The sequence below is a fragment of the Streptomyces sp. NBC_01669 genome (assembly GCF_026339735.1).
Taxonomy (GTDB): Bacteria; Actinomycetota; Actinomycetes; order Streptomycetales; family Streptomycetaceae; genus Streptomyces; species Streptomyces yanii.
Genome location: NZ_JAPEQG010000001.1, coordinates 5,963,745 through 5,982,074, shown reverse-complemented (window position 1 = coordinate 5,982,074; position 18,330 = coordinate 5,963,745). Strand labels below are relative to the sequence as shown.

General features: G+C 70.9%; 14 protein-coding genes. 13 read left to right on the top strand and 1 reads right to left on the bottom strand.

Translation table 11 applies throughout. The features are described 5' to 3' along the window. The first annotated feature begins 34 nt into the window (after positions 1-34). From OG972_RS26830 to OG972_RS26775, 12 genes are all read left to right on the top strand, one after another. Positions 35-1,372, top strand: a complete 1,338-nt coding sequence (locus tag OG972_RS26830; RefSeq protein ID WP_266985600.1) for an ABC transporter substrate-binding protein — start codon at positions 35-37, stop codon at positions 1,370-1,372. Between the two features lie 7 nt (positions 1,373-1,379). Further along, entirely contained in the window at positions 1,380-2,360 is a 981-nt protein-coding gene (locus OG972_RS26825) for a carbohydrate ABC transporter permease (RefSeq protein WP_266985598.1), read from the top strand. A 1-nt stretch (position 2,361) separates the two neighbouring features. Next, entirely contained in the window at positions 2,362-3,264 is a 903-nt protein-coding gene (locus OG972_RS26820) for a carbohydrate ABC transporter permease (RefSeq protein ID WP_266985596.1), read from the top strand. 3 nt (positions 3,265-3,267) lie between these two features. After that, positions 3,268-4,533 (top strand): 6-phospho-beta-glucosidase, encoded by a 1,266-nt coding sequence (locus OG972_RS26815; RefSeq protein ID WP_266985594.1) that lies wholly within the window; start codon positions 3,268-3,270, stop codon positions 4,531-4,533. Next, complete coding sequence (locus OG972_RS26810) at positions 4,524-5,507, top strand: N-acetylglucosamine kinase (RefSeq protein WP_266985592.1); 984 nt, start codon at positions 4,524-4,526, stop codon at positions 5,505-5,507. Before OG972_RS26815 ends, OG972_RS26810 begins: the two co-directional genes overlap by 10 nt. A 372-nt stretch (positions 5,508-5,879) precedes the next feature. Beyond that, entirely contained in the window at positions 5,880-7,211 is a 1,332-nt protein-coding gene (locus OG972_RS26805) for a hypothetical protein (protein ID WP_266990729.1), read from the top strand. 11 nt (positions 7,212-7,222) lie between these two features. Next, positions 7,223-8,254: a glutamate ABC transporter substrate-binding protein gene (locus OG972_RS26800; RefSeq protein ID WP_266985590.1), complete on the top strand. Its 1,032-nt coding sequence runs from the start codon at positions 7,223-7,225 to the stop codon at positions 8,252-8,254. Between the two features lie 49 nt (positions 8,255-8,303). Continuing rightward, positions 8,304-9,629, top strand: coding sequence for a hypothetical protein (locus OG972_RS26795; protein ID WP_266985588.1), 1,326 nt, complete (start codon positions 8,304-8,306; stop codon positions 9,627-9,629). 67 nt (positions 9,630-9,696) lie between these two features. Then, positions 9,697-12,492, top strand: coding sequence for a tetratricopeptide repeat protein (locus OG972_RS26790; protein ID WP_266985586.1), 2,796 nt, complete (start codon positions 9,697-9,699; stop codon positions 12,490-12,492). 2 nt (positions 12,493-12,494) lie between these two features. Then, positions 12,495-13,844, top strand: coding sequence for a PP2C family serine/threonine-protein phosphatase (locus tag OG972_RS26785; RefSeq protein WP_266985585.1), 1,350 nt, complete (start codon positions 12,495-12,497; stop codon positions 13,842-13,844). Between the two features lie 81 nt (positions 13,845-13,925). Continuing rightward, entirely contained in the window at positions 13,926-15,287 is a 1,362-nt protein-coding gene (locus tag OG972_RS26780; protein ID WP_266985583.1) for a VWA domain-containing protein, read from the top strand. 87 nt (positions 15,288-15,374) lie between these two features. Beyond that, a complete protein-coding gene (locus OG972_RS26775; protein WP_266985581.1) occupies positions 15,375-16,544 on the top strand; it encodes an FHA domain-containing protein in 1,170 nt (389 codons plus the stop codon). A gap of 9 nt (positions 16,545-16,553) precedes the next feature. Here the strand turns inward: OG972_RS26775 and OG972_RS26770 are convergent, their stop codons facing one another. Beyond that, positions 16,554-17,537: a methyltransferase domain-containing protein gene (locus OG972_RS26770; RefSeq protein ID WP_266985579.1), complete on the bottom strand. Its 984-nt coding sequence runs from the start codon at positions 17,535-17,537 to the stop codon at positions 16,554-16,556. 329 nt (positions 17,538-17,866) lie between these two features. On the opposite strand from OG972_RS26770, the gene OG972_RS26765 reads away from it, so the two are divergent. Beyond that, positions 17,867-18,271: a globin gene (locus OG972_RS26765; protein ID WP_266985577.1), complete on the top strand. Its 405-nt coding sequence runs from the start codon at positions 17,867-17,869 to the stop codon at positions 18,269-18,271. Positions 18,272-18,330: the final 59 nt, after the last annotated feature.

Sequence of the window (18,330 nt, the reverse complement as noted above, 5' to 3'; positions counted from 1 at the left end):
TCCCTGCCCCAACCCCTCACCGGGAGACACCGCCATGTCCGGAAACCGCCGGAAGACGGCCGCCGCGCTCGCCGCGACCGCCGCGATATCCCTTCTCGCCTCCGCCTGTACCGGTCAGAGCAGCTCCGGTGCCCACGATGACGCGTCCAAGGAGACGACCATCAACTTCTGGCACGGCTGGAGTGCCCCGAACGAGGTCAAGGGGATTCAGGCCACTGTCGACGCCTTCGAGAAGGCGCACCCCAACATCCATGTGAAGGTCGTCGGCAACATGACCGACGACAAGATCAACCAGGCGCTGCGGGCGGGCGGGTCCAAGGCCCCGGACGTGGTCTCCTCGTTCACCACGAACAATGTGGGCAAGTTCTGCTCGTCCAAGGCGTTCGTCGACCTGAATTCCTTCCTGAAGAAGGACGGGATCGACGCGGACAAGACGTTCCCGAAGGCGATGAACGAGTACACCCAGTTCAACGGGGTCCGCTGCACGGTGCCGCTGCTCGGGGACGCGTACGGGCTGTACTACAACAAGGACGCCTTCAAGGCCGCGGGTATCGCTTCCCCGCCGAAGACCTGGTCGGAACTTGCCGCGGACGCAAAGAAGCTGACGAAGACCAAGGGCGACTCGTACGAGCAGCTCGGCTTCATGCCGAACTACCACGGTTACGAGTCGACGACCGAGCACTACCTCGGCGGCTGGAGCCCGACGTACTTCGACGGCGACGGCAGGTCGAACATCGCCAAGGACCCGGCGTTCGCGTCGATGCTGACCACGCAGAAGAAGCTGGTCGACGACCTGGGCGGCTACGCGAAGCTGGAGAAGTTCCGCACCACGTTCGGTGACGAGTGGGGCGCCAAGCACCCGTTCCACACCGGCCAGGTGGCCATGCAGCTGGACGGCGAGTGGCGACTCGGCATGGCCGAGGACACCAAGCCGAAGTTCGAGATCGGCGTGGCCCCGATGCCCGTCGCCGACGACGAGGCCGACACGTACGGCAAGGGCTACCTGACCGGCACCATCGCCGGCATCGCGGCGACCTCCACCAAGCAGAACGCGGCGTGGGAGCTGGTGAAGTTCATGACGACCGACACCGACGCGGTGGTCGACTTCGCCAACGCCATTCACAACGTTCCGTCCACGCTGGCGGCGCTGAAGTCGCCGAAGCTGAAGTACGACCCGCGGTTCAAGACCTTCCTGGACATCGCCGCGAACCCGCAAAGCACCACCACTCCGCCCTCGGTGAACGGCGGCGCGTACCTGGTGTCCCTGCAGAACCTCGGATTCGACATCGAGAAGGGCAAGCAGAAGGACATCAAGGCGGGTCTGGAGAAGACCGCCGAGGAAATCGACGCGGCGATCGCACAGGCGAAGTAGAACCGCGATGAGCACACGTACGGGCACGTACACGCTGCGCTCGAAGCGCCGCCGCGCGACCCTTGTCGCGAAGCGCAGAAAAGCAGCACTGCGGACGGCGGCCTTCATGTCGCCGTGGCTGATCGGGTTCTGCGTCTTCTTCGCCTACCCGCTGATCTCCACGCTCTATTTCTCCTTCACCCAGTACGACGGCTTCGCACCCCCGAAGTTCGACGGGCTGAAGAACTGGTCGTACGTCTTCGACGAGTACACGTTGTTCTGGCCCGCCCTGCGGAACACGCTGTGGCTGGTCGTGGTCATGGTCAGCTGCCGGGTCGTCTTCGGTCTCGGCATCGGTCTGCTGATCACCAGGATCAAAACGGGTACGGGCGTCTTTCGGACCCTGTTCTACCTGCCGTACCTGGCGCCGCCGGTCGCGGCGACCCTGGGCTTCGTCTTCCTGCTCAACCCGGGTACGGGGCCGGTCAATTCACTCCTCGGCGAGCTGGGGCTGCCCACACCGGGCTGGTTCACCGACGCCACCTGGTCCAAGCCGGCCCTGACCGCGCTCGCGGTCTGGGGGGTGGGCGACCTGATGGTGATCTTCATGGCCGCGCTGCTCGACGTGCCCAAGGAGCAGTACGAGGCGGCGGAGCTGGACGGGGCGACCGCGTACCAGCGGTTCCGCTTCGTCACGCTGCCGAACATCTCACCGATCGTGATGTTCGCCGTGGTCACCGGGATCATCCAGACGATGCAGTACTACACCCAGCCGCTCGTGGCCGGAAAGGTCGCCTCGGGGGTGATGGGCGGCTCCGGGCAGCAGTTCGAACCGGGCTATCCCGACAAGTCGACACTGACGCTTCCGCAGCTCGTCTACAACCTCGGCTTCCAGCGTTTCGACTACGGCTCCGCCTGTGTGGTCGCGCTCGTTCTCTTCGTACTCGCCATGGCGTTCACCGCACTGCTGATGCGGCGCCGCAGCGGGCTGATCCAGGCAGGTGAGTGACGTGGCGCAGGCTCTCGACACCCTCAAGGCCACCGACCCGTCGGCCGGACCGGTCACCCCGGCCGAGCGCGTCGCACGCCGCAAGGCGCTGCTGAACTGGATCGCCGTGCACGCGCTCGGCGTCGCGGCCGCGCTCTTCTTCGTGCTGCCGTTCGTCTTCCTGTTCCTCACCTCTCTGATGAGCGACCAGCAGGCGCTGACCCGGGATCTGTGGCCGCACCCCTTCGAGTGGAGCAACTACCGCAAGGTGTTCGACACCCCGGGCTTCCTGACCTGGTGGAAGAACACCCTGCTGTACGCGGGGCTCGGCACCGTCCTCACGGTCGTGTCGTCGCTGCCCGTGGCGTACGCGCTCGCCAAGTTCCGCTTCCGCGGCCGGCATCTGTCTCTGATGCTCGTCATCTCGATGATGATGCTGCCGCCGCAGGTCGTCGTCATCCCGATGTATCTGTTCTGGGCGAAGCAGCTGGACATGTCCGGCACGCTCTGGCCGCTGATCATTCCGATGGCCTTCGGTGACGCGTTCTCCATCTTCCTGCTGCGGCAGTTCCTGCTGACCATCCCGAACGAGTACCTCGACGCGGCGAAGGTCGACGGCTGCGGCGAACTGCGCACCCTGCTCAAAGTGGTGCTGCCGATGGCCAGGCCGGGCATCGCCGCCGTCGCACTGTTCCAGTTCTTCTACGCCTGGAACGACTACTTCGGTCCGCAGATCTACGCCTCCGAGAACCCGGCCGCCTGGACGCTCAGTTACGGCCTGGAATCCTTCAAGGGCGCACACCACACCGACTGGAACCTGACCATGGCCGCGACCGTACTGGTCATGGCCCCCGTGATCCTCGTGTTCTTCTTCGCTCAAAAGGCATTTGTCGAGGGCGTCACACTGACCGGAGTAAAGGGCTGACCTATGAAGCTCGCAGTAGTTGGTGGCGGGTCCACCTACACCCCTGAACTGATCGACGGCTTCGCCCGGCTGCGGGACACGCTGCCCATCGAGGAGCTCGTGCTCGTCGACCCGGCGGCCGACCGTCTCGACCTCGTCGGCGGTCTCGCCCGGCGGATCTTCGCCAAGCAGGGCCACCCGGGGCGGATCATCACCACCTCGGACATCGACGCGGGCGTCGCCGACGCCGACGCGGTCCTGCTGCAGCTGCGCGTGGGCGGCCAGGCCGCCCGCAACCAGGACGAGACATGGCCGCTGGAGTGCGGCTGCATCGGCCAGGAGACCACCGGGGCCGGCGGTCTCGCCAAGGCGCTGCGCACCGTCCCGGTCGTCCTCGACATCGCCGAGCGGGTCCGTCGCACCAACCCCGACGCGTGGATCATCGACTTCACCAATCCGGTCGGGATCGTGACCCGGGCGCTGCTCCAGGCCGGCCACAAGGCCGTCGGTCTGTGCAACGTGGCGATCGGCTTCCAGCGGAAATTCGCCAGGCTGCTCGACGTCACCCCCGGTGAGGTGCACCTCGACCATGTCGGGCTCAACCACCTGACGTGGGAGCTCGGGGTGCGGCTCGGCGGCCCTGACGGCGAGAACGTCCTGCCGAAGCTGCTCGCCGAGCACGGCGACGCGATCGCCGGCGATCTGCGCATGCCCCGGGCGATCGTCGACCGGCTCGGCGTCGTCCCCTCGTACTATCTGCGGTACTTCTACGCCCACGACGAGGTCGTACGGGAGCTCGGCACCAAGCCGTCCCGGGCGGCGGAGGTCGCCGCGATGGAGAAGGAACTCCTCGCCATGTACGGCGACCCGGCGCTGGACGAGAAGCCCGCGCTGCTCGCCAAGCGCGGCGGCGCGTTCTACTCGGAGGCGGCCGTGGACCTGGCGTCCTCGCTGCTGGGCTCGGGCGGCTCGGCGGTGCAGGTCGTCAATACGTACAACAAGGGGACGCTGCCGTTCCTGCCGGACGACGCGGTGATCGAGGTGCAGGCCCGGGTCGACGGCACGGGGGCCACGCCGCTCGCCGTTCCGGAACTGGACCCGCTGTACGCGGGGCTGATCGCCAACGTGACGGCGTACGAGGACCTCGCGCTGGAAGCCGCCCTGCGCGGCGGCCGGGACCGGGTGTTCAAGGCGTTGCTCTCCCACCCGCTGGTCGGCCAGTTCGAGTACGCCGAGGCGCTCACCGACAAGCTGATCGCGCATAACCAGGAGCACCTCGCGTGGGCGTGAACGCTGCGGTCCTCGCCATCGACGCGGGGAACAGCAAGACCGATGTGGCCCTGATCGGACCGGACGGAACGCTGCTGAGCTCCGTGCGCGGAGGCGGCTTCCAGCCGCCGACCGTCGGCATCGACGCGGCCGTGGACGTCCTGGCCTCGGCGATCGGCGAGGCGCTGGCGAAAGCGCGGGCGTTCAGCGAGCCGGTGGACTCCGTCGCGCATGTGTCGGCGTGTCTGGCCAATGCCGATCTCCCGGTCGAGGAGCAGGCGCTCGCCGCGGCGCTGCGGGCCCGTGACTGGGGCCGCACGGTGGAGGTCCGCAACGACACGTTCGCGATACTGCGTGCCGGGGTCGACGAGCCCCGGGGCGTGGCCGTCGTCTGCGGAGCGGGGATCAACTGTGTCGGCATGGTGCCGGACGGGCGGACCGCGCGCTTCCCCGCCATCGGCCGGATCTCCGGTGACTGGGGCGGTGGTTCGGGGCTCGCCGAGGAGGCCATGTGGTTCGCCTCGCGGGCCGAGGACGGGCGCGGCGAACCGACCGAACTGGCGCGCACCCTGCCCGCGCACTTCGGGCTCGACTCGATGTACGCGCTGATCGAGGCGCTGCACCTGGGACACATCGAGTTCGAGCGGCGGCACGAGCTGACACCGGTGCTGTTCGCGACCGGTGCGGCCGGGGACCCGGTGGCACGCGGTCTCGTGCACCGGCTGGCGGAGGAGGTCGTCGCGATGGCGTCGGTCGCGCTGACCCGCCTCGGGCTGCTGGACGAGGCGGCACCGGTGGTCCTGGGCGGCAGCGTGCTGGCGGCGCGCCACCCGCAGCTGGACGACCGGATCGCCGAACTCCTCGCGGCACGCGCCCCGAAGGCGGTGGTCCGGGTGGTGCAGGAGCCGCCGGTGCTGGGTGCCGGACTACTGGGGCTGGACCACACGGGGGCTGCACCGGAGGTGCACAGCAGGCTGCGTGCGCAGTACGACTGACACCTCGACAGACGGGTACCGAGGGGGCGTCCTGCGGCGATCAAGCCGCAGGACGCCCCTTGCGCAAGGGAACCGATCAGTTGTCCCGAACGTGTTCATGGGTGGGGAGATCGGTCCGCTTCGGGGATTGCTCCGCCGATTCGTCTTGATCGGCGGCGCCTGCCTTGATCGAATGCGTGGTGCATCCGTGGGCCGGTGCACGATCCAGGCGTTCCTGGTGTGGATGTCGGTCCCTGCGGCCATACTTCTGGCCGGGTGCCAGTCCTCTGATCGGCCGGGGGAACGGCCACCGTCAGCGACCGAGGGGGAGGTCACGTGACATACCCGCCGAATGTGCGCACGGCGCCGGACCACGTGCCGGCCCAGCCGCCCGTGCCCGCTTCCGTGCCCGCGCCGCAGGGCGGCGCCTGGTCCGAGCCGGCGGCGCGGCTGCGCGCCGCGGCGACGACCGAACCGGGCAGGCTCCAGATCATCGGAGCCGTACTGGCGGCGCTCGTCGTCGCATTCGGGGCGGTGACGGCGATCGAGGTCTCCGACCGGGCGGCCGCCACCGACGACGTGGTGAGCCGCAGTCAGCCGCTGAGCGCCGAGGCGGCGAACATCTACCGCTCCCTGGCCGATGCCGACACCGCGGCGGCCAGCGGGTTCCTGGCGGGGGCGCAGGAACCGCGCGATGTCCGCGAGCGGTACGAGAAGGACATCAAGGACGCGTCCCGGCTGCTGGTGAAGGCGGCGTCCACCACGGACGCCACGTCGCCGTCCGGCCAGGAGATCGCCACGCTCAACCAGGAACTCCCGCGGTACACCGGCCTGGTCGAGCGGGCCCGCGCCAACAACCGGCAGGGGCTGCCGCTGGGCGGCGCCTACCTCCGGTACGCGAACCAGAAGATGTCCAAGGAACTCCTCCCCGCCGCCGAGCGGCTCTACACGGCGGAGACCGGACGGCTCGACCAGGACTACGACTCCGCGCGAGCCTGGCCGTTCTTCTCGCTGGGTCTCGGTGTCGTCGCGCTGGGCGCGCTGTTCTGGGCGCAGCGGCGCAACTACCGCAGGACGAACCGGGTCTTCAATCACGGGCTGCTCGCCGCGACCGCCGCGTCCACCGTGCTGGTGCTGTGGCTGGCCGTGGGACACACGGTCGCACGCACCGAGCTGCAGGACGCCGATGTCCACGGGCAGCAGTCGCTCGATGTGCTCAACCAGGCGCGGATCAACTCGCTGAAGGCACGCGCCAATGAACTCCTGACCGTGGTCGCCCGCGGCGCGGTGCTCACCGCCGACGGCAGGAACGACAAGTACGAGACCGACTACACCACGGGCATGAAGGCCCTCGGCGATGAGCTGGGGACGGCCGGGAAGCTCGCCGACGACTCCCAGGGGAGCGGGCCGGTGGCGAACGCCATCAGCGGTGTCTCCGAGTGGCAGACCCGCCACCGGACCGCCCGCAAGACCGACGACAACGGCGACTACGAGGGCGCGCTGAAGCAGATCATCGGGGCGAAGGACTCCACCGGGGAGTCCTTCAACCGGGTGGACGACGCACTGGAACAGGCACTCGCCCATGAGCAGGGCGAGTTCACCCGGGCCGCGAAGGACGGGCGCGGGGCGCTCGGCGGGCTGCCGGTCGGGGCGGCGGCTCTCGCCGCGCTGGCCGCGGTCGCTGCGATCATCGGGGTCAACCGCAGGCTGTCGGAGTACCGGTGAGAGGGGGAACGATGACCAGGACAGGTTCCGCCCGGGCCGGACTGCGCGGCTGGGGCGGGGTGACGGGGATGGCCGTGGCCTGCGCGGTGACGGCCTCGCTCACCCTGCTGCCGCTCTCGCACGGCGGCGCCGACTCCTTCGGCGTCGGTGTCTCCGGGCCGGGTACGGCGACGGCGGTGCCCGCCCGGGCCGACGACTGCAAGGACCCGGAGGCGAGCCTGCAGCCGTCGAGCGCCGACGGACCGAGCATCGCGAAGATCAAGGCGCGCGGGAAGCTGATCGCCGGGGTCGACCAGAACAGCTTCCGCTGGGGCTACCGCAATCCGGAGACGGGCAGGCTCGAAGGCTTCGACATCGATCTGGTGCGGGCCATCGCGCAGGACATCCTGGGCGACCCCGACAAGGTGATCTTCCGGGCGATCCCCACCAACCAGCGCATCGCCGCCCTGGAGAACGACAAGGTCGACGTCGTCGTGCGAACGATGACGATCAACTGCGGTCGGCTCGACCAGGTTTCCTTCTCCACCGCCTACTTCCAGGCCGGGCAGCAGGTCCTCGCGCCGAAGGACTCGCCGATCACGGGATACGACAAGTCCCTGGCCGGCAAGCGGGTCTGCACCGCTGAGGGCTCCACGGCCTACGAGGCGCTGGAGAAACAGTCCTTCGGTGCGGTCTTCAAGGACGAGCACGACGGCACGGAGGCGGACGAGGACCGGCTCACCGTCCCCAACCAGCTGGACTGCCTGGTCCGGCTGCAGCTGGGCGAGGTCGACGCGGTGGTCACGGACAACGCGCTGGCGGCGGGCCAGGCCGCCCAGGATCCGGCCGTCGTCCTCAAGGGCGACAAGCCGTTCACCACCGAGTACTACGGCGTGGCCACGAAGCACGGCGCGAACGACCTGGTGGCCCGGGTCAACCAGGTGCTGGTCGACTACCGCAAGGGTGGTGCGGACAGCCCCTGGATGGTGTCGTACCGGAAGTGGCTGGCGACCGGACTGCCCGGCATCACGGCGCCGCCTGCGCCCAAGTACCGGAGCAATTAGTCCTTGATCCCGCCGGGTCCGCCCGGCGGGGAGAGCGAAGAGGTGATCGATGGGCGTCGCGGGCCCCTTCCCCGGCTATGCGGGGAGGCCCCCCGGCCCGGTCATGGACCGGGACGAGGCGGACCGTGCGCTGGCCCGGCTCGGCGCGGAGCACGAGGCGATCGAGACCTCGCTCCTCGCCCTGCAGGACCATGCGGGCCGCCGGCTCCTGGAGGGCGCCGATCTGACCGGTGTCACCAAGGAGCGCTGGGCCGCCACCGAGCAGTCGATCACGCTGCTGTGGGGGTATTTCGACGCCTATGCCGGGGCGATCGACGCGGCACGTGAGATACGGGCCAGGCGTCGCTCCCCCAACCGTGACGACCTGCTGGCGCTGACCGAACTTCTGCGCGGCCAGGGCGTCACGGTGGCGTCCACCGCCGCCCGGCCCGATCCGTCGATCACCGGCCCGGCCAAACTCTCCGAGCGGTTCACGCTGGAGGAACTGGTCGCCCGGATGAACGAGCTGTACGCGCGCTCGCTGGACATGGTCGTCGCCTCCGACTCCGTCTGGTCCGCGCTGCCCGCCCGGATAGATCTGCTCGCCGCCGAGCTGCGCCGGACGCGTTCGCTGGCGCACTCCATCGGCGTACGTCCTGGGGAGCACCCGGCGGGCGACGACCTGGAGTCGATCACCCATGAGCTGGCCACGCTGCGGGTCCAGGTGATCTCCGACCCGCTGGCGTTCTGGCTGCCGGGCCCCGGCAGCGCGGCGCCCGGCGGCGGACGTCCGGACACGACGCGCTACGACCGGGCGGCCCGCGCGCTGGACGACGTGCGGCGGGAGATCGAGGCGGTGCTCGCGGTCCGCCAGGACGCCGAGCAGCGCCTGGTCCACCTGCGCGACCTGCTCTCCCGCGCGGACCGCACGCTGGCCGAGGCCCGGTCGGCGCGCGGCGAGGTGCTGGCGAAGATCGCCGCGTCCGAGGTGCCCGCGGTCAGCGGTCCGCCGACCGCGCTGCAGGAGCGGCTGGCCGCCGCGTCGGAGTACCGCAGGCACGCCCAGTGGCACCGGCTCTCCCCGCTGCTGGAGTCGCTGGAGCGGGAGGCGGAGGACGAACTGCTGCGGGCCCGCGAGTCGCTGTCGGCGGTCACCGCGCCGCTGGCGGTCCGGGCGGAGCTGCGTGGCCGGCTGGACGCGTACAAGGCGAAGGTCGCCCGGCACGGGCTGGCGGAGGACCCGGTGCTGATCGAGCGGTACGACGCGGCGCGCCGGATGCTGTGGAGCGCCCCGTGCGATCTGCGGGTCGCGGGGCAGGCGGTGCTGCGCTATCAGGAGGCGGTGGCGGAACTGCTCGACGTCCGCCGGACGTCCGCACCGGAGGACCGGCGATGAGTACGCGTACGCGTGCGTGCAAGGTGAACGGGCCGCTGCGGCGGCGGGGCGAACAGGGGGACCGACCATGAGTACGCAGTGCCAGCGCCCCGCGTGCGAAGGCAATTACGAGGACATGGGCGGCGGTGAGCTGTACTGCGACACCTGCGGTCTGGCCCCGGTCGTCTCGCCGATGGGGTCTCCCCTGTTCGAGCGCAGCCGAGAACTTGGGGATGGCATGGTGAGCTCGCCGCCCACGGGTATCGCGGTCGGCAAGGGGGGCAACAGCAGTTCGGCGCGGAGCAGTTCACGGGCATCGTCCCGGGCGTCGTCGCGCTCCTCGTCCCGCTCGTCGACCTCGCGGCGTTCGGTCTCGGGGCGGCTCTCACGGTCCCTGTCGGGGACCTCCACGGCCCGCTCGGTGTCGGTGCGTTCCTCCGGCGCGTCGTTCGGCGCTTCCGGGCGCAATCGGCTGGGCGCCGGTCTGGTGCAGGTGCCGGACGTGCCGCGGCCCGACCCGCGTTCCGCGGTGATGGAGAACCCGGAGGTGCCGGAGCGGAAGCGGTTCTGTTCGCGCTCCGACTGCGGGGCCCCGGTGGGACGGTCGCGCGGCGAACGACCGGGACGAACCGAGGGGTTCTGCACCAAGTGCGGCCACCCGTACTCCTTCGTACCGAAGCTGCAGGGTGGCGACATCGTGCACGGCCAGTACGAGGTGGCGGGCTGTCTGGCGCACGGCGGGCTCGGCTGGGTCTATCTCGCGGTGGACCGTGCGGTCTCGGACCGCTGGGTGGTGCTCAAGGGTCTGCTGGACACCGGCGACCAGGACGCCATGGCGGCCGCGATCTCGGAGCGCCGCTTCCTCGCCGAGATCGAGCACTCCAACATCGTCCGGATCTACAACTTCGTCGAGCACCTCGACCAGCGGACCGGTTCGCTCGACGGCTACATCGTGATGGAGTACGTCGGCGGCAAGGCTCTCAAGGAGATCGCGAACGAGCGCCGCACCCCGGCCGGGAAGCGGGATCCGCTGCCCGTCGAGCAGGCGTGCGCGTACGGCATCGAGGCGCTGGAGGCGCTCGGTCATCTGCACAGCCGCAATCTGCTGTACTGCGACTTCAAGGTCGACAACGCGATCCAGACCGAGGACCAGCTGAAGCTGATCGACATGGGCGCGGTGCGCAGGATGGACGACGAGGAGTCGGCCATCTACGGCACGGTGGGGTATCAGGCGCCGGAGGTCGCGGAGGTCGGGCCGTCGGTCGCCTCCGATCTGTACACGGTGGCGCGGACGCTCGCGGTGCTCACCTTCGACTTCCAGGGGTACACGAACGTCTTCGTGGACTCGCTGCCGGACCCGGACTACATCGAGGTGTTCCGGACGTACGAGTCGTTCTACCGGCTCCTGGTCCGGGCCACGGACCCGGATCCGGCGCGGCGGTTCGCCTCGGCCTCGGAGATGGCGGAGCAGCTGACGGGGGTGTTGCGGGAGGTCGTGGCGTTGCAGACGGGGCGTCCGCGGCCGGCCCTGTCGACGCTGTTCGGTACGGAACTACGGGTCACGGACACGCAGTTGTTCGCCGAGCTGACGGGCGATGTGTCGCGGCTCGGGGTACGGGCGGAGCCGGCCGGGCGGCGGAAGGGGAAGGGGGCGGGTGGATCCGGGGTTCCTGTCGCAGCGGCTCCGGCCGCCGGGACTCCGGCTGCGCCGGAGGCGGTGGGGCACGCGGTGCCGGGTGTGCCGGGGCAGCGGGCTCCGGGGGCTGCCCTGTTGTCGGCGCCTCCCACGCACATCCGGGGCGGTAACGGAATCCCGGCCGCTCTCCCGTACGCGCAGACCCGGGCGGCCGTTCCGGCTCCGCGGCCGGCGCCCGCCGATCCGGGCACGCTCCCGGGGACGTACGCCTCGGCCGGCCCCCGGCTGGCCGGGCTCGACGCACGGGCCACCTCGCTCGCGCTGCCCGTCCCCCGGGTCGACGCGAGCGACCCCAATGCGGGATTCCTCGCCGGCGTGATGACGTCCGCACCCTCCGAACTGATTGCCGCACTGCAGGCTGTTCCCGCCGCCTCGCTGGAGACCCGGCTGCGCGAGCTGCGCGCCCGCCTGGAGCTGAACGAACCCGGGGCCGCCGTCCAGACCCTGACGGGTCTGGAGGCGCTGCACGCGGACGACTGGCGGGTCGTCTGGTACCGCGGGATCACCTCGCTGGTGACCGGGGACAACGCGACCGCGGCGCTGTCGTTCGACGCGGTCTACGACGCGTTCCCCGGTGAACCGGCGCCCAAGCTGGCGCTGGGCATCTGTGCGGAGGTCCTCGGCCAGCTGGACAACGCCGCCGAGTACTACCACCTGGTGTGGACGACCGATCCGAGCTTCGTCAGCGCCGCGTTCGGTCTGGCCCGGGTGCAGATCGCCGCCGGGGACCGGGCAGGCGCCGTGCGGACGCTGGAGTCCGTGCCCGAGGCGTCGATCCACTACACGGCGGCCCGGGTCGCCGCCGTGCGGGCCCGGCTGCGCGAGCGCGCCCCGCACGAGCCGCTGATCGCCGATCTGACGGCGGCCGCCGACCAGGTGGCCGGGCTGCAGAGTTTCGGGCTGGACGCGGTGCGCCGCGAGCACTTGTCGACGGAGGTGCTGGGGACGGCGCTGGACTGGGTACTCTCCGGGAGTCCCACGGCCCAGCCGCCGGCTCCGCAGTCGCCGTCGCAGTCGCATGGGCCTGCCGGGCCGAGAATGCTGCTCGGCAGTGAGTTGGACGAACGCGGCCTGCGTTTCGGCCTGGAGCGTTCGTACCGGATGCTCGCCCGGCTTGCGCAGCGCGGCGACGAGAGGATCGAACTGGTGGAACGGGCCAACCGTTTCCGCCCCCGGACGTGGGTGTGAAGATGTCGCGGATGCACCAGGAGACCGCCTTGTCGAGGTGTCCCAACTGCGAGGAGCCGCTGGAATCGGGCGACCTGTTCTGCGGCGCGTGCGGGTACGACCTGTCGGTCGTACCCGCGCCGCCGGAGGACCGCCCGACCGTCGCGATCACCGTGCCGGTGACCGGTGCGCCCGTGACCGGTGCGCAAGGGACCGGTGCGCCGGTGGCCGGCCCGGGCGGGCACACCGCGGCGGCCTCCGGTTCGGTGGAGTGGTCGGCCGCGTCCGCCGCCGACCGGTCGGAGCCGTCCGGCCCGGCCGATCCGCCCGCCGGAGTCCGTTTCGACCGACCGGGCGGGTCGGGCGACTTCGAACTGGCTGCGCCTGCGGCACCCGTCGCTCCCGATCCCCGTACCACCGGCGCCGCCCCGGAGCAGGAACGCACGGCGGGCACCAAGGTGTGCGTGGCCTGCCGCGCCGGTCATGTCGACACCGACGGCTACTGCGAGAACTGCGGCCACGCCCAGCCCCGCGAGCGCGACCACATGGAGCAGGAGCTCGGTTCGGTGGCGGCCGTCAGCGATCGCGGTCTGCGCCATCACCGCAACGAGGACTCGTTCGCCGTGTCGACGACCGCCCTGCCGGACGGCTCCCCGGCCGTCGTCGCGATCGTCTGCGACGGCGTCTCCTCGGCGAGCCGCCCCGACGAGGCCTCGGCCGCCGCCGCGACGGCGGCCAACGAGGCGCTGCTGGAGTCGCTGCCGCACGGCGCCCACCCGCAGCAGGCGATGCACGACGCGATCGTCGCGGCGGCCGAGTCGGTCAACGCGCTGGCCCACGACGACGGCCGGGCCATGGAGCACGATCCGCACCACCACACGAACGCCCCGGCGTGCACCCTCGTCGGCGCGATCAGCGCCGGTGGACTCCTGGTCGTCGGCTGGGTCGGCGACAGCCGCGTCTACTGGGTGCCGGACGACCGCACTCACCCTCCCGCACGCCTCACCGAGGACGACTCCTGGGCCGCGCAGATGGTGGCGGCGGGCCTGATGAACGAGGCGGAGGCGTACGCGGACGAGCGCGCCCACGCCATCACGGGCTGGCTCGGCGCCGATGCGTACGAACTGGAGCCGCACACCGCGTCGTTCAAACCGGACCGGCCGGGTCTGGTCGTGGTGTGCACGGACGGCCTGTGGAACTACGCGGAATCGGCGGCCGAGATGGCCGCCGCGGTACCGGCCGATGCGCACGAACGACCGCTGCACGGCGCCCAGGTCCTGGTGGGTCACGCGCTGGACGGTGGGGGCCACGACAACGTAACAGTGGCTCTGCTGCCGTTCGCCGTGCCGTCACCAGGGGCAGGATCGGCGTAACGGCCCCACGTCCGGTACTGCCCTCGCCCTTGTCCGCTGCGACCTTTGCCAGCTCTGCCACCTCTGCCAGGAGCCGATCAGATGGCCAACTTCTCCAAGTCCCACGTGCCGCAGTTCTCCGTCGAGGTGTACCAGAACGAATATCTGCCGGAGGGCGGCCGCGAGGTCAACGCGATCGTCACGGTCACCTCGACCGGCGGCGGCACCACCGGTGGCGTTCCGCTGACCGGGGCGACTCTCTCGCCCGCGCGGCTGCCGGGCCAGGGGCCGAAAGCGGCCGTGGTGATCATGGTGGACTGCTCCGGCTCGATGGACTATCCGCCGACGAAGATGCGCAACGCCCGTGATGCGACGGCCGCGGCCATCGACACCCTGCGCGACGGCACCTCGTTCGCCGTGGTCGGCGGTACGCACATCGCCAAGGAGGTCTATCCGGGCAACGGCCGCCTCGCCGTGGCCGACGCGCAGACCCGCACCCAGGCGAAGGAGGCGCTGCGCCGGCTCAGCGCGGGCGGCGGTACGGCGATCGGCACCTGGCTGCGGCTGACCGACCGGCTGCTCGGTGCCGCCGACGTGGACATCCGGCACGGCATCCTCCTCACCGACGGCCGCAACGAGCACGAGTCGCCGGAGGACCTGCGGGCCGCGCTCGACGCGTGTGCGGGCCGCTTCACCTGTGACGCCCGTGGTGTCGGAACCGACTGGGAGGTGAAAGAGGTCACAGCCATAGCCTCGGCACTGCTCGGCACGGCCGACATCGTCGCCGACCCGGCGGGGCTCGCCGCGGACTTCACGCAGATGATGGAGAACGTGATGGGCAAGGAGGTCGCGGACGTGGCGCTGCGCCTGTGGACGCCCGTCGGGGTCGAGATCAAATTCGTGAAGCAGGTCGCGCCGACGGTCGCCGAACTGACCGACCGCCGCACCGGGGCGAGCCCGCGCGCCGGGGACTACCCGACCGGTTCCTGGGGTGACGAGTCCCGCGACTACCACGTGTGTGTACGGGTGCCGGAGGCCGGGATCGGGCAGGAGATGCTCGCCGCCCGCGTCTCGCTGATCCTCCCCGACCCGTCGGGCGCGGCGGCTCCGCAGGTCCTCTCGCAGGGGCTGGTACGGGCGGTGTGGACGGACGACATGGTGGCATCCACCTCGATCAATCCGCAGGTCGCGCACTACACCGGCCAGGCGGAACTGGCACAAGTCATCCAGCAGGGGCTCGATGCGCGCAAGTCGGGAGACTTCGACGGAGCGACGGCGAAACTCGGCCGTGCGGTGCAGCTGGCATCGGCGTCCGGGAACGAGGACACTGCGAAACTGCTTTCGAAGGTGGTCGACGTCGTCGATGCGGCGACAGGTACTGTGCGACTGAAGGCGAAGGTCGCGGAGGCCGACGAGATGACCCTCGAAACGCGCTCCACCAAGACCGTCCGCGTGAAGAAATAACACGAGGGCCGCGCAGCTCAGCGACGTGGCGAAGCGATAAAAAATGACGGCCCCCGGGGCCGGACGAGGAGAGGGGGAAGCGCCGACATGCCGACCTGCCCGAACGGACACCAGTCGGGTTCCGAGGACTGGTGCGAGGTCTGCGGCCATCGCATGGCCGGAGCCGGCGCGCCTGCGGGAGCAGTCCCCCCGCCGCCTCCACCACCGCCCGCGCCCGGATACGGCTACCCGCAGGGCCCCGGCTCCGACGCCACCCAGCAGGCAGAGCTCTGCCCGCAGTGCCGCACCCCGCGTGAGGCGATGGCGCCGTTCTGCGAGGAGTGTCGCTGGAACTTCCTCACGAACACGGCGACGTCGTACACCCCGCTGGCCCCGCAGCCCGGCGGGCCCGGCCCCGGCGGTCCGGTGCCCGGTCTGAACCTGCCGCCGGGCTTCCAGGCGCAGCAGGGGCCCCCCGCGCCACCGCAGCAGCGCGATCCGTACGAGTACCAGAGCTCACGCCCCTCACAGGTGAACCGCCCGGCCGAGCCGCTCACCGCCGGGCCCCCGGCGCCGGGCCCGCAGCAGGCGCCGCACCCGTTCCAGCAACAGGGCCCGCCGCCCCCGTCCTTCCAGCAGCAGGCCCCGCCTCCTGCGCCGTCGTTCCTGCAGCAGGGTCCGCCGCCTCCGCCTCCGTTCCAGCAGCAGAGCGCGCCGCCCTCGTTCGAGCAGTCCGGCCCGCCCGCGCCGCCGCAGCCGCAGGCCACGGGTGACGACTGGATGCTGCCACCGCCGTCGCAGCAGCAGGTGCCGACGCAACAGCCGTTCCAGAGCCAGGGCCCGAATCAGGGCCCGAACCAGAACCAGGCGCCCGCGGGCTGGACGGCGGTCATCGCCCCGGACCGTGAGTACTTCCTGGCGATGATGCAGCGCAGCGGCCCCGAGGCGACCGGGCTCAACCTGCCCGCGTACTCCCCGGAGCAGCGCCTGCCGCTCACCGGCAACCAGGTCACCATCGGCCGTCGCCGGCACAGCACCGGTGAGTCCCCCGACGTCGATCTGTCCGTGCCGCCGGAGGATCCGGGCGTCTCGCACCAGCACGCGGTGCTGGTGCAGCAGCCCGACGGCAGCTGGGCCGTGGTCGACCAGAACTCCACCAACGGCACCACGCTGAACGGCGCCGAGGACCCGATCCAGCCCTACGTCCCCGTACCGCTCCAGGACGGCGACCAGGTGCATGTCGGGGCGTGGACGACGATCACCATCCGCCGCGGCTGACCGGGTTTCTCAGCCGGCGATCAGTGGCCAGGCGTACGGCCCCTCGGGGTCGTCCAGCCAGGCCCACTGCCGCCCGTCCCGGAGGGTGATGCCGAACCTCTCCCGCTCGGGGCGCTTCTCGCGCTGCCAGAGGGAGAGGGCCTCACGCGGGTCGAGGGTGGCGCCGGTCAGCGTCAGCAGGAACCGGAACAACTCGTTCTCGGCCACCCGCCTCGGCACTCCGCCGCCGTGCGGGTGGCGCACCGGCGGTGGCGCCCCGCGCAAGGGCACGAAATACGCGGGTGTGTGCAGGAACCGCCCCTCGGCATACGGGCCGTGCGGTGACGGGCATACCCGCAGCAGGATCAGACCGGTCGCGAACGGTGCCAGGATCCGCGCCTCCGGCCTGCACTGCGCCAGCCAGGCCTGCGGTACGGACGGCAGGGTGCAGGTCACGATGATCCGGTCGTACGGGCCCCGCTCGGGGCAACCCCGCGCCCCGTCCCCGGTGATCACCGCCGGGTGATAGCCCGCCGCCGACAGATGGTTGCGGGCCGACTCCGTGATCTCCGGGTCGAGGTCCATCGTGGTCACCGCGTCGTCGCCGAGGCGGTGGGCGAGCAGCGCGGCGTTGTAGCCGGTGCCCGCGCCGATCTCCAGAACGGTGTGGCCGTCCCGTATGTCCAGCTCTTCCAGCATCTGGGCCATCAGCGACGGCTGGCTGCTCGACGAGACGAGTTCGCCGTCCCGGATCCGGGTGGCCAGCGCCCCGTCGGCGTACGCGCCGTGCAGCCACTGGGCCCGCCGGGCCGGGTCGGGGTCCTCGCACCAGAGCCGTTCGGGCCCGCTGGTTCCGGTCACGTAGTAGTACGGCACGAACAGATGGCGGGGCACCGCCTCGAACGCGGCACGCCAGGCGGGGTCCTCCAGCGCCCCGCCCGCGACGATCCCCCGCAGCATCGCCCGCCGGGCTTCGGCGCCGGCCGCCGCGAACTGATCCAGGTGTGGGCCCATACCTCCACTCTCCTGCTCGCGCCCCCGGGAAGCGACGAGGCGGACGGCGGACCGGAGCTGACGGACGCCAGGTACACGCCACCCGGGCCCGCCGTTTCCGGCCGATTCGATCGATCATCCTCCACTCGCTGCTCGCACACTCCGCGTTCTCCTCCGCAACACGGTCGCAGGCACCCGCACCCCGGCCGGCGGGCGCCCTTCGCCGGCGGGCTGCTCTCCCGGCGGTACGGGCACAGCTGGGCGCCCCGGGGGAAGTGAGCCGTCCGGGTCTGCCGGGTCCGGGTCCTAGGTCCCGGGTCCTCGGCCGGTGCGTCTGCGACCATGGACGGGTGACAGAGAATCCGCACGACACGCTTCAGGAGCAGACCTTCTACGAGCAGGTCGGCGGCGAGGAGACCTTCCGGCGCCTGGTCCACCGCTTCTACCAGGGAGTAGCCGAGGACCCGCTGCTGCGGCCGATGTATCCGGAGGAGGACCTGGGGCCGGCCGAGGAGCGGTTCGCGCTGTTCCTGATCCAGTACTGGGGCGGCCCCCGGACGTACAGCGAGCAGCGCGGTCACCCCAGGCTGCGGATGCGGCACGTCCCGTTCCGGGTGGACCGGGCCGCGCACGATGCCTGGCTGGGCCGGATGCGGGTGGCTCTCGACGAGCTCGGGCTGTCCCCGGAGCACGAGCGGCAGCTGTGGGACTACCTCACGTACGCCGCCGCCTCGATGGTGAACACCGAGGGCTGACGGCACAGCCCCCGTCCCTCGCCCCCCCCACACACACGCATGCACTGTGCGGAATGTGG